General features: G+C 51.4%; 12 protein-coding genes. 7 read left to right on the top strand and 5 right to left on the bottom strand.

Going from position 1 to position 11723, the window contains the following annotated elements:
• Positions 1–31: 31 nt before the first annotated feature.
• The 5 genes from QWF21_RS13250 to QWF21_RS13230 all read right to left on the bottom strand — a co-directional run bounded on the left by QWF21_RS13250 (position 32) and on the right by QWF21_RS13230 (position 3546).
• Positions 32–373 (bottom strand): hypothetical protein, encoded by a 342-nt coding sequence (locus QWF21_RS13250; protein ID WP_330088527.1) that lies wholly within the window; start codon positions 371–373, stop codon positions 32–34.
• A 168-nt stretch (positions 374–541) separates the two neighbouring features.
• Positions 542–907, bottom strand: a complete 366-nt coding sequence (locus QWF21_RS13245; protein ID WP_330088526.1) for an MmcQ/YjbR family DNA-binding protein — start codon at positions 905–907, stop codon at positions 542–544.
• 132 nt (positions 908–1039) lie between these two features.
• Positions 1040–2215, bottom strand: a complete 1176-nt coding sequence (locus tag QWF21_RS13240) for a mandelate racemase/muconate lactonizing enzyme family protein (RefSeq protein WP_305944964.1) — start codon at positions 2213–2215, stop codon at positions 1040–1042.
• A gap of 28 nt (positions 2216–2243) precedes the next feature.
• Positions 2244–3014, bottom strand: coding sequence for a class II aldolase/adducin family protein (locus QWF21_RS13235; RefSeq protein WP_407935293.1), 771 nt, complete (start codon positions 3012–3014; stop codon positions 2244–2246).
• A 10-nt stretch (positions 3015–3024) separates the two neighbouring features.
• Entirely contained in the window at positions 3025–3546 is a 522-nt protein-coding gene (locus QWF21_RS13230) for a glycine cleavage system protein R (RefSeq protein WP_330088525.1), read from the bottom strand.
• A 160-nt stretch (positions 3547–3706) separates the two neighbouring features.
• Between QWF21_RS13230 and dapA the strand changes: the two genes are divergently transcribed.
• The 7 genes from dapA to pheT all read left to right on the top strand — a co-directional run bounded on the left by dapA (position 3707) and on the right by pheT (position 11723).
• Positions 3707–4588 carry a 4-hydroxy-tetrahydrodipicolinate synthase gene (gene dapA, locus QWF21_RS13225; protein WP_330088524.1) on the top strand — a complete coding sequence of 294 codons (882 nt, stop codon included), beginning with the start codon at positions 3707–3709 and terminating at the stop codon, positions 4586–4588.
• Positions 4589–4599: 11 nt separating this feature from the next.
• Positions 4600–5646 (top strand): outer membrane protein assembly factor BamC, encoded by a 1047-nt coding sequence (gene bamC / locus QWF21_RS13220; protein WP_330088523.1) that lies wholly within the window; start codon positions 4600–4602, stop codon positions 5644–5646.
• Positions 5647–5736: 90 nt separating this feature from the next.
• The gene (gene purC / locus QWF21_RS13215; RefSeq protein WP_330088522.1) at positions 5737–6453 is read left to right on the top strand and encodes a phosphoribosylaminoimidazolesuccinocarboxamide synthase; all 717 of its coding nucleotides are present in this window, start codon (positions 5737–5739) and stop codon (positions 6451–6453) included.
• Between the two features lie 45 nt (positions 6454–6498).
• The gene (locus tag QWF21_RS13210) at positions 6499–7602 is read left to right on the top strand and encodes a DUF2066 domain-containing protein (RefSeq protein WP_330088521.1); all 1104 of its coding nucleotides are present in this window, start codon (positions 6499–6501) and stop codon (positions 7600–7602) included.
• Positions 7603–8307 carry a DnaA regulatory inactivator Hda gene (gene hda / locus QWF21_RS13205; RefSeq protein WP_330088520.1) on the top strand — a complete coding sequence of 235 codons (705 nt, stop codon included), beginning with the start codon at positions 7603–7605 and terminating at the stop codon, positions 8305–8307.
• Positions 8308–8339: 32 nt separating this feature from the next.
• Positions 8340–9320, top strand: coding sequence for a phenylalanine--tRNA ligase subunit alpha (gene pheS, locus QWF21_RS13200; RefSeq protein ID WP_330088519.1), 981 nt, complete (start codon positions 8340–8342; stop codon positions 9318–9320).
• A gap of 15 nt (positions 9321–9335) precedes the next feature.
• A complete protein-coding gene (pheT, locus tag QWF21_RS13195) occupies positions 9336–11723 on the top strand; it encodes a phenylalanine--tRNA ligase subunit beta (protein WP_330088518.1) in 2388 nt (795 codons plus the stop codon).

Raw genomic sequence — 11723 nt, 5'->3', positions numbered from 1 at the left:
ACTATTTACCACTGCATGGGCTGACTGCCTATTAATTGTAAAGTGAGGCGAAATTACGGTAGTCCTGCAATAATCTGCGGGTATGGTTGTCTATTTCATAGCGATCAATGGGGCGACTGGTGCAAGAGAAAATCGCCCCCTCTTTACTGCTGGCAAATACATAGCGGCTACCTACGGAGATAGGGCCACCGCAGGAAGCGGTGAACTTTGATTGACCAGCTGTAAATGTCAGGGTTTCTGCGCTAATGCCTTTAAAGCGCTCTTCTACTTTAATCTCTATTTCAATGCTCACGTAGTTGCCATTCACCTTTTCTAAGCGGGCTTCTGTTACCAATCCGGTGAAAATATAGGCGGTATAGGAATCATTCAACATGTCCAGTGCTGTAACATCGGAGCAGCGACAGGCCTCTGCCGTAGCTGGATAAAAGCCAGCGATTAAAAGCGGGAGCAGACACCAGATGTTTGACTTAGTGAGCATATAAGGCCTCGTTCTGTGTTTGAGTTGCGGTTATTGGGCTTTTTTTGACCATTGCAAGGGCATTTAGGGTGTCATCAGCCCCAGCGTCAGACGTTTGGACTTGCTTAAGCCGGCCACTACTAAGCGGTAAGACTCGGTCAGGTAATAACAAAGCTCCTCATCCAAAGCACCGCTGGTGTCAATTTGCTGGATCCATTTCATTCCACGATTGGCAAAGTAGGGCGCTGGGATATAGCCATCCTTGTGGCAGAGGAATTCGTAGTTCAGGTCCGAGGTTTTAAAGGTGAAGGCAGGTTGCTTATCCTTGCTCCAGCCACCAATGGCAAACACCTTGTCGCCAACTTTCCAAACATGAGCGTCGCCCCACTGCATCACATAAGTGGTTGCAGGCAAAGCGCCACAAAATTGATTGAATGCATCGTAGGTCACAGAAGTTCATCGGTGCTAATTACATGTAGCATCAGAGTAGCAAGCTGTGGTTGTTATGCCAAGTCCGCACCTGACGCTTTTGCCAATAAAAAAGGCGCCGCAGCGCCTTTCATTCCTGAAAATCCAATTGCTTTACTTAATCTCAACCCGTTGCGAGCGCATCACCACGTCATCGTTCAGCTCAATGCCGATGCCCGGGGTTTCGGAGACCTGGAAAAAGCCATTCACCGGCTGCGGATCCTGCAGGCAGAGCTCACGGTTCCATGCTTTTAATGCATAGGTATGGTGCTCGTGGATTAGGAAGTTGGGGATGGCGGTTTCCAAATGCAAAGAAGCCGCTGTTGCCACCGGACCACCACAGACATGCGCCTGAATACGGATATCAAAGATATCGGCGTAATCACAGACTTTCTTGGTTTCGGTAAAGCCGCCACAAAGGCCGATGTCGGGTTGCAGCACATCGATGCTTTGATCTTCAAAATAGGGGCGCACACCCCAGCGGTTGTACAAACGCTCACCACCGGCAATCGGGACTTTGACTTTACGGGCGACTTTGTCGTGCAAAGAATGGTTCAGGTAATTGACCGGCTCTTCGTAGTACATGCAGTCAAACTCTTCGGCAATTTCACCAATCTGAATGGCGCTGGTAGCACCGGGCAGGCTGTGACACTCAAAAATAATGTCGACTTCATCGCCCACAGCTTCGCGAATGGCCTGCATCCGGGCCCGGTACAGTTTCATCTCGGCGCGGGAAATAATGTTGGTGCGATCGTAATAGGTGTTGCCGTCTTTGTCGTACTGAATAGGGTCTACTTTGACCGCATCGTAGCCTTCGGCAATGGCCTTTAAAGCGGCTTCGGCGTATTGCTCTGGGTGAACTAAGGCCTTGAACTCCGGGCCCCAGTCAAATTGCAGCTGCGAGGCATAAGTACGCAGCTTGTCGTTGACCTTACCACCCAGCAATTGGTACACCGGTACGCCCAGGGCTTTGCCTTTGATGTCCCATAAGGCGGTGTCGATGGCCGACATGGCCGCATACACCACAGGGCCGCCGCCTAAGCCCCAGAAGCTTTCGCGCAGCATCCGCGACCAGAGCTTTTCGGTTTGGAAAGGGTCGTGACCAATCAAAAAAGCTTCGGCCATTTCTTTGATCATGGCTGCTGCTGCGCTGTGGCCCAAGTCGTAGGCCAGGCCCGCTTCACCGACGCCATGAATGCCTTCGTCGGTGTGGATGCGCACAAAGACCGGGGTCCAGGCCGGACGCTCAGGGCAGTGGATATCAAACACTTCAACACGGGTAACTTTCATAGCGCTTCCTTTTAAAGCAGAAACCAGATTAACGGGCAAAGCCAGGATCCAGTCGCCAGGCTTTGCGTAACATGGCAGGCCAGGCCTTCTGGCCGCCTGTACTGCCACTATGCACTACCTTCGCCTGCTGGTAAATACCATCCTGAATGGCTTGCGGGACTTCGATGATTTTTTGGCCGCTGCTTTGCAACAACAACTGAATTTCGCAGGCACGTTGCAAATCGTACATCCGCATAAAGGCATCGCCTACTGTAGGCCCTACCGTTAATCCACCATGATTGACCAATAACAGATGATTGTTCTGGCCCAGATCTTTCTGCAACCTGGCTTTCTCCTCAGCATTCACCGCCAGGCCTTCGTATTGATGGTAAGACAACGACGGCAGTGAAAACATGGAGTATTGACTGTAAGGGCGTAAACCACCTTCGATACTGGCTACGGCGATGGTGGCTGGGGTGTGTAAGTGGATCACGCAGTGAGCATCCTCGCGCACCTCATGAATGGCGCTGTGAATGGTAAAGCCTGCTGGATTGATCTGAAAAGGGGTGTCATCCAGAATGTTCCCTTGCAAATCCACTTTTACCAGGTTGGAGGCAGTGACTTCGTCAAAAGCCAGACCAAAGGCATTGACCAGGTAGTGATCGGTACCGTGTAGGCGGGCTGATAAATGGGTATAGATTAAATCGTCCCAGCCAAAGTGGGCGACCAATCGGTAACTGGCGGCTAAATCCAACCGCAGTTGCCATTCTGCTTCAGACACCTTGCCGTGCAAATTCAACTTAGGTAGGGCGGGGATCATCAAAGGCTCCTTAATTTTGGGCGCTGAATTCGCCGCTTAGTTGCAGCTCTGCCAGCAAGGTGGATACTGCTTGCTCAACATCGGGGACGGATTGCTCCTGGAGAAATTGCAATGTCATGCTGGCTTCCATCCACTGAGTGCCATTTTTAGTAATGGTTTTTGAGCGCAGTGCCGCTATGGATACCTGATGCTGGGCCAGAAGGGCAGTTATGGCGCGTAAAGTGCCAACTTTATCTGGCCCCTGGTAGCTCAACACATAATGGCTGGCCACAGCAGGTAGCTCGTGAGCAGGGGTTCGTTTCATCATGGTGAGTAAGTCGAGCTCCAGCCCCAGGCTGGGTAGCAGGTGTTCTACCCGGCTAATAGCGGATGGATCACCGGCCAATAGCATAATCAGCGTGAGCTCATGACCAAAAATAGCCATACGGCTGTCGAGAATATTGCAATGACAATCGGTTACCAGCCGGGCCAGCTGACTGACCAGCCCTGTTCTGTCGGTGCCTATGGCGGTAACCACTAAATGCTGTGTCATATGAATTCCTGTACTGAGAAACTGCTGCGCATTGTAGCATATTGCCCGGGACTGTCATGTGGCCAACACAGTGGGCAAACTTGTTTTACAAGCGAACCTTGTGTTTAGCAGACGCAATCTTTAACATAGGCGGCCGGAATGAATTTGGGATTGTTTGCGCATGTTGAAAGGCAGTTATGTGGCATTGATTACCCCCATGCTTGCATCGGGTGAGGTGGATTATGCCAGCTTAGATCGTTTGGTTCGCTTTCAGCTTGAGCAGGGCACTGAAGGTCTGGTCGTGCTGGGAACCACGGCTGAAGCAGCCACCCTGGAGCAAGAAGAGCAACTGGCCATTATTCAGGCAGTGTGTCAGCAAGTCGCTGGTGCGGTGCCGGTCATTGTTGGTAATGGAGCGAATTCGACCAAAGCCGCAGTTGAAAAAACCAAATTGTTTGCCACCCTGCCGGTCGATGGTTTTTTAACGGTGACACCCTATTACAACAAACCAATGCAAAAAGGGATGCGGTTGCATTTTGAAGCCATAGCAGCAGCTACGGATAAGCCCATTCTACTGTACAATGTTCCTGGCCGTACTGCGGTAGATTTACTGCCGGAAACTGTGGCTGAGCTGAGCAAAATTGCCAATATCGTTGGTATTAAAGAAGCCACTGGTTCGTTGGAGCGGTTGCAGGATCTAAAAGACTGCTGCCCAGCTGAATTTTCACTGTTCAGTGGTGATGATGGCAGCAGTACGGAGTTTTTGCTGGCAGGTGGGCATGGCGTGATCTCGGTCACAGCCAATGTAGCCCCGGCTGCGATTGCCCAGATGGTGCAAGCGGCGGCGTCTGGTGAGGATGAACGTTGCAGAGCCATTGATGCGACTTTGCAGCCACTGCATAAGCAGTTGTTTGTTGAGGCCAATCCAATTCCGGTGAAATGGGCATTGGCCCGAATAGGCTTAATAGCCTCTGATTTTGTTCGCTTACCTTTAACGACACTGGAACCAATTCACCAGGCCGGTATCGAAGAAGCATTACATCACGCCACCATCGATTTTTAGGAGTTTACCAGGTGCATTATTCGGTAACCAGTTGTGTTATTGCCAGTTTGCTGCTTAGCGGCTGTTCATTTTTCTCATCACCAAAGTCAGAGCCTAAAGCGGTGGCGGGGCAGGCACTGGAAGTGCCCGCACATTTAACAGCGCCGCCACAGCCGGCGCAATACGACATTCCGCAACTCAGTGGCACCAGTCAGAGGGTAGACACCCGACCGCCGGGCCTGGTGTTGACCTTATCCAGCAGCAGCCGGGTCGATGAAGAAGAAACTCGTGCCAGAGTCTGGTTTGATCGTAACGATTACACGGGTGATTTATTGCCTTTTTTAGAGCAAAAACTGGGTGAATTTTTTGCCGACAACCGTATCAATTATCAGCAAGAGTCCGAGCTGGTTTGGCTAACGGACTGGGTGGTTCAAACCGACACCAAAGGCATGTGGTTCTGGAAGTCTGAGCAGCCGCGCGATCAAGCGCGTTTTCGGGTAAGTATGGAGCCTAGACCCCATGGCCGGAGCGTTGCGGTTTTGGTAGAGATGCTCGAACATCAGTTTTTTCATCGGGATGGCCAACTGTTGGCAACCGGCATTAAACGGGAAGAAACGTCTTTTCTGAATAGTTTTACCGCCTTCGTTGGTGACTACGAGTTTCAGCTAGCCCAGGCTCAACGCAACAGACCTGCCGATACCAGCCTGCAAGTGGGTACCGATGCACAGGGCCAGCCTGCTTTGCTCTCAGAGCAGAGTTTAGAAGTAGTGTGGTCACAGCTGGAAACCTTGTTTGAAGAGGTTAGTTTGGATGTAACCGATCTGAACCGCTCAACCAGTACTTACTACCTGCGTTATCAGCGTCCAACCCAAGGCATGCTGTCACGTTTATTCCGCCGCAAAGCCATGCCGGTGTTGCCATTGGCTAATGGCGATTATCAGGTTGTTCTTGGCCGGGCCGATCAGCTTACCAGCATCAGTTTCCGTGACAACAGTGGCCAGGTGTTGCCTGAGCAGACAGTGGCAGACATTGAGCAAGTACTGGTGGATGTTGTGAGCCAGATACGTTTGGAGTTGTAGCGTAAGCAGGATTGCAAAAAAGAGATTTGAGAATGGCGCAAAGACTCGTATACTTTGCGCCCTGAATTTTCGCTCAGGCCGGAGTCGCAGATGGCGCAAAAAACAACCGAATTGTACCGTGGTAAAGCTAAAACTGTGTACCACACCACCGATGCAGACAAGCTAATCCTGCATTTTCGTAACGATACTTCTGCTTTTGATGGTGAACGCATCGAGCAGTTGGCTCGCAAAGGCATGGTCAACAATAAATTTAACTTCTTTATCATGCAGAAGTTGGAACAAGCCGGTATTCCGACCCAAGCAGAAGTTTTGCTCAGTGACGATGAAGTGCTGGTGAAAAAGCTGGCGATGATCCCGGTCGAGTGCGTTGTGCGTAACTTTGCTGCCGGTTCTTTGGTGAAGCGGCTCGGGGTGGAGGAAGGCCAAGCATTAACACCGCCTACTTTCGAATTGTTTCTGAAAAACGATGCGTTGCACGATCCGATGATCAACGATTCGCATGTGGTCTCTTTTGGTTGGGCTACCGCAGAGCAATTGGCTGAGATGAAGCAACTGACCTTGCGGGTAAATGACGTCTTAAGTCGTTTGTTTGATGATGCGGGTTTAATGCTGGTGGATTTTAAGCTGGAGTTTGGCCTGTTCCACGGCAAGGTGGTGCTGGGAGATGAGTTCTCACCCGATGGATGCCGGTTATGGGATAAAGCCAGCCGCAAAAAGTTGGATAAAGATCGTTTCAGGCAAGGTCTGGGTGGGGTGGTAGAAGCCTACGAAGAAGTGGCCCAGCGCCTGGGTGTGCCACTCGATTAATTCGTAAGCCACCGTCTGGTGGCTTTATCACGTATGAGGCAGCCAATGGCAATGCAGTTTCAAGCAAAGCGCAGTGGATGGCGTACCATGGCTCTGGTGTTCTTATTGTGCCTGTCAGGCCTAGGGTATGGCAGCGCCTGGGCTGAGCAAACAAACCATCTGTACAGTGCTGATGTCTCTGCTGAGCAGTCGCGCCAGCAATGGCAACGGGCCGCTTTCGAGCAAGTGGTACGAAGAGTTTCGGTGGATCCTCAGGTGTTGTCTCACCCGGCCATACAGCAAGAGCGTCAGCGTGCTAACACCTATGTGAAACAATTTGAGGCCATACGGACAGAGCAGGGAGCTGGAGTTCGGGTGTTGATAGATCAACAAAAAATTCAGCAGCTGTTTCGCGAACATCAATTACCTATTTGGGACAGCCGGCGGCCACAGAGCCTGATTTGGTTAGTGGCGCAGGATAGTCGTGGCCGACAGTTTGTAAATCAGCGTCAGCATGAATTGATTGTTGCGGTACAGCAGCAGGCCACAGAGCGGATGCTGCCGTTGGTCTGGCCTTTGTACGATATGGAAGACTTACTTAGCCTGAATGAAACCGATGTCTGGGCAGGCTTCTGGCAACAAATACGCAGTGCCAGTGTGCGTTATCAAGCGGATCTTATTATTACAGCTCAGTTGAGTGAGCAGCAAGGTGAATCTGGAGTGCAGTACCAACTGTACTGGCAGTTGGACCAGCAAGGGCGGGTGGATCGCTTTGAGTTGCAAGCTACCGAGCTAACCGATCTGGCTGAGCAATGGGTAGATGATTTAGCCAACCAATTGGCAGAGCGCTATGCTGTGCGCTATACAGAGCAAAGTGAGCTGCTTAACCTGCAAGTAAGTGGGGTAGCAAGCTGGGCCGATTGGGTGCAGTTGCAGCGGCTAATGAGCCGGCTGCCAGGAGTTGAACGACTGGACTTGCAGCAGTGGTCCGGACAGTGGTTGCAGCTGGAGTTGCAATTAGCCATTGCACGACCGGAGTTTATGGCGTTACTAGCGCTTGAGCCGAGACTGTCGCTGCTGACACCTTCCCCGGCTTCAGGTGCCATGAGTTTGTTGCCGCCAGCGGTACAATCGTCCGATGCGATTCTGTTACGGTTTGAATCCCCATAGATGCAGCCAACCCAATTTACATTGCCGGTCACTTTGCCGGAAGATGAAACACTGGATAGCTTTTACAGCAGTACAGCGCATCCGGCGGTTGATTACATTCGTCACTATTTGGCCGAACCGGCCGGTAAAGCCCCCTTGTACCTTTTCGGTGCCAGTGGCTGTGGCAAATCGCATTTATTGTATGCTGCCTGTGTGCAGGCGCAAGAGATGGGCTTAACCAGCCAGTTGCTGGCACTGGAGCATGTGCAGCAACTGGATGCCAGGGTGCTGGATGATCTGGAGCATCTGGACTTGGTCTGTCTGGACAACATTCAGGCTATTGCCGGCGATTTGAGTTGGCAGACGGCAGTCTTTGATTTGTACAACCGGATGGCAGAGCAAGGTAAGTGTCTGATTATTGTAGCAAATGAGCCTCCGATGCAACTGGGGTTCCGGTTGGCTGATTTGGTTTCCAGACTACAGGCCTGCACCAGTTTTCAGTTGCGGTTGCTGAGTGACAGCGAAAAGCAACGGCTGTTGCAGCTGAAAGCTCATGTGCGGGGTATCGAACTACCCAGTGAAGTAGCACGTTATTTGCTAAACCGGCAACAACGCGACATCCGTGCTTTGGTGGCAATTTTGGATCAGCTTGATCAGGCATCCATTGTGCACCAACGTAAGATTACTATTCCATTCGTCAAGACGGTACTGGCCGATGACGATTGAAACCATTTTGATTTGAGTGAGCTGAGGAAACGATGGAGCTGAATGCATTGTTAGAACAAGCCACCCAGGCCATTCAGGCAAGCAAGGATATTGCTGGCCTGGAGCAGGTGCGGGTGGATTATATGGGCAAAAAAGGCCGGATCACCGAGCTGCTGAAGTCGTTAGGCGCTATGGATCCAGAGCAGCGTAAAGTTGCCGGTCAGCACATTAATGAGTTAAAACAGCAAGTGCAGCAGGCGCTCAACGACAAACGTGATCAGTTGCAGCAAGCTCAACTGGCCGAGAAGCTGGCCAATGAGCGCATCGACGTAACGTTGCCGGGCCGAAGCCTGGAGATGGGTGGTTTGCATCCGGTGACCCGTACCATTCAGCGCATTGAAAGCTTTTTTGCTGAGCTTGGATTCAGTGTCAAGCAAGGCCCCGAAATTGAAGACGATTTTCATAACTTTGACGCGCTGAATATTCCGGAGCATCACCCGGCACGTGCTGATCATGATACCTTTTATTTTAATCCAAAATTAATGCTGCGTACCCAGACCTCAGGTGTGCAAATTCGCACGATGGAAGTTGAAGCACCACCACTGCGCATCATTTCACCGGGGCGGGTGTATCGCAATGATTACGATCAAACCCATACCCCGATGTTCCATCAGGTGGAAGGCTTGATGGTGGATACCGATGTTAGTTTCACCGAGCTGAAAGGTATTTTGCATGACTTTTTGCAGAACTTCTTCGAGCAAGAATTGCAGGTACGTTTTAGGCCATCCTTTTTTCCTTTTACCGAGCCTTCGGCAGAGGTGGATGTGATGGGCAAAAATGGCAAATGGCTGGAAGTGCTGGGTTGCGGCATGGTCCATCCGAATGTACTAAAGTCGGTTGGCATTGACCCAACTAAATACAGTGGCTTTGCTTTTGGCATGGGCGTAGAGCGTTTAGCCATGTTGCGCTACGGTGTGACAGACTTGCGCTCGTTCTTCGAAAATGATGTACGTTTCCTTAAACAGTTCAGATAAGCAGGATCGATTGACATGAAGTTTAGTGAAAGTTGGTTACGTGAATGGGTCAATCCGGCAGTGAGTTCGGAGCTGCTGTCTGAACAGTTGTCGATGGCCGGGCTGGAAGTGGATGCGGTTACTGCGGTCGCGGGAGATTTTAGCGGTGTGGTAGTTGGCGAGGTTGTGGCCTGTGCGCAGCATCCGGACGCCGATAAGCTGCAGGTGACTAAGGTGAATGTCGGCGATGAGGAGTTGCTGGATATTGTCTGTGGCGCCAGCAACTGCCGACTTGGCCTGAAAGTCGCGGTGGCTAAAGTAGGTGCTGTATTACCGGGTGATTTTAAAATTAAAAAAGCCAAACTGCGTGGTCAGCCATCCATGGGCATGCTGTGCTCTTTATCTGAGCTGGGTATGGCAGAAGAGTCTGATGGCATTCTTGAGTTGCCCGCCGACGCGCCTATTGGCCAGGATATTCGCCAATACCTGCAGTTGGATGATGTCAGCATCGAAGTGGATTTAACGCCTAACCGGGCAGATTGCTTGGGGATACTTGGTTTGGCGCGGGAAGTCGCGGTGCTGAATGCTCTGGATTTTCAGACTCCTGAGTACAACGCAGTGGCGCCAGCTCATGATGAGCAGCGTCAGATCAAGCTGTTGGCGCCGGAAGCCTGCCCACGTTATCTGGGCCGGGTGATTCGCAATATCAATCCAGGAGTGCAAAGCCCGCTCTGGCTGGTAGAAAAATTGCGTCGTTGCGGTGTGCGCTCAATTGACCCTGTGGTTGATGTGACCAATTTTGTCCTGCTGGAACTTGGACACCCGATGCATGCCTTTGATTTAGCCAAGATCGAAGGGGATATTCAAGTCCGTTATGCCAAGGCTGATGAAAAACTGGTTTTACTGGATGAGTCTGAAGTAACCTTATTGCCCGGTACGCTGCTGATTGCCGATCAGCACAAGCCTCTGGCGATGGCTGGTATTTTTGGTGGCTTGCATAGCGGTGTTACCGAACACAGCCGTGACATATTTTTAGAAAGTGCCTTTTTTGCGCCTGCAGCGATGGCGGGTAAAGCGCGTCAATATGGTTTGCATACCGATGCCTCACACCGTTATGAGCGCGGTGTTGATCCACAGCTGCAGCGCAAGGCGATGGAGCGTGCTACCGCCTTACTGCTTGAGATCGTGGGCGGTGAAGCCGGTCCTGTGGTGGAGGCCGTCAGTGAATCGCATCTGCCAGCTGCTAATCAGATCAATCTGACTGCTGCCCACCTTACCAAGTTACTGGGTATTGCCATTGAAGCCAGCACTGTTGAACGTATTTTACGTCAGTTGGGGCTTGATGTTCAGACTATGGCTGAAGGCTGGCAGGTTTCGACCCCATCCTGGCGCTTTGATTTGGCGATAGCCGAAGATCTGATTGAAGAGGTAGCCAGGGTCTATGGTTACAATCAGATCCCGAATGAGGCACCAAATGCTCGTTTAACTATGCGCCGTTTCTCTGAAGCTGAGATTTCACTCAGTCAGTTGCGGCAGATGCTGGTTGACAGAGGGTATCAGGAAGCCATCACCTACAGTTTTGTTGACCCCAAAGTGCAGCAGCTGTTGTATCCCGGGGTCAGCGCCCTGGTGCTGCCAAATCCTATTTCAGTCGATATGTCTGCGATGCGATTAAGCACCTGGCCTGGGTTGCTGCAAACTGTGTTAGCAAACCAAAACAGGCAGCAACTGCAGCTGCGGCTGTTTGAATCAGGCCTGAAGTTTGTGCCGGATGCAGCTGCGGAAAATGGCATCCGTCAGGTACCAGTGCTGGGTGCTGTGCTGGTGGGCTCTGTCGGTCAAGGGCAATGGAATATGACGGAGCGTCCTTACGACTTTTATGATGCCAAAGGCGATGTAGAAGCTTTGTTGGCCAGCACTTCTGCCTCAGAACGCTTTGAATTTGTACCGGGTGAGCATTCGGCACTGCACCCAGGCCAAACTGCCGAGATCCGTTGTCAGGGCCAGCATGTTGGCTGGGTTGGGGCCTTGCATCCAGAAGCCGAGCGAAAGCTGGGTGTGAAAGGCAAGTGTTACCTGTTTGAGCTTGAGCTGTCCGCGCTTGGTGGGCGTGCCATCGTGCAAAGCCAGGAGCTTTCCCGTTACCCGGCGAACCGCCGTGATTTGGCTGTAGTGGTAAAATCGGATGTGCGTTTTGCTGATATTCTTGCTACTATAAAAAAAGTTGGCGGAAATCAACTGGTTGGCCTAAAATTATTTGACGTGTATAGCGGGCAGGGTGTGGCCGATGGTTACAAGTCTCTCGCCATCGCTTTGACGTTACAGGATAGTGCGCGAACCCTTGAAGACAAAGACATCCAGCAGGTTGTTGATCAGGTGGTAGCAGCGCTGAAAAATGAGTTCAATGCAACGCTGAGGGATTAA

This window comes from Alkalimonas mucilaginosa, from assembly GCF_036327005.1.
Classification (GTDB): Bacteria; Pseudomonadota; Gammaproteobacteria; order Enterobacterales; family Alteromonadaceae; genus Alkalimonas; species Alkalimonas mucilaginosa.
This window is presented reverse-complemented; position numbering and strand designations above follow the sequence as displayed.

Excerpts from the sequence above, each read along its gene's own strand:
- QWF21_RS13250 (WP_330088527.1), bottom strand. The coding sequence starts at position 373 with ATGTTGAATGATTCCTATACCGCCTATATTTTCACCGGATTGGTAACA.
- QWF21_RS13240 (WP_305944964.1), bottom strand. The coding sequence starts at position 2,215 with ATGAAAGTTACCCGTGTTGAAGTGTTTGATATCCACTGCCCTGAGCGT.
- QWF21_RS13235 (WP_407935293.1), bottom strand. The coding sequence starts at position 3,014 with ATGATCCCCGCCCTACCTAAGTTGAATTTGCACGGCAAGGTGTCTGAA.
- QWF21_RS13230 (WP_330088525.1), bottom strand. The coding sequence starts at position 3,546 with ATGACACAGCATTTAGTGGTTACCGCCATAGGCACCGACAGAACAGGG.
- dapA (WP_330088524.1), top strand. The coding sequence starts at position 3,707 with ATGTTGAAAGGCAGTTATGTGGCATTGATTACCCCCATGCTTGCATCG.
- purC (WP_330088522.1), top strand. The coding sequence starts at position 5,737 with ATGGCGCAAAAAACAACCGAATTGTACCGTGGTAAAGCTAAAACTGTG.
- QWF21_RS13210 (WP_330088521.1), top strand. The coding sequence starts at position 6,499 with ATGGCAATGCAGTTTCAAGCAAAGCGCAGTGGATGGCGTACCATGGCT.
- hda (WP_330088520.1), top strand. The coding sequence starts at position 7,603 with ATGCAGCCAACCCAATTTACATTGCCGGTCACTTTGCCGGAAGATGAA.
- pheS (WP_330088519.1), top strand. The coding sequence starts at position 8,340 with ATGGAGCTGAATGCATTGTTAGAACAAGCCACCCAGGCCATTCAGGCA.
- pheT (WP_330088518.1), top strand. The coding sequence starts at position 9,336 with ATGAAGTTTAGTGAAAGTTGGTTACGTGAATGGGTCAATCCGGCAGTG.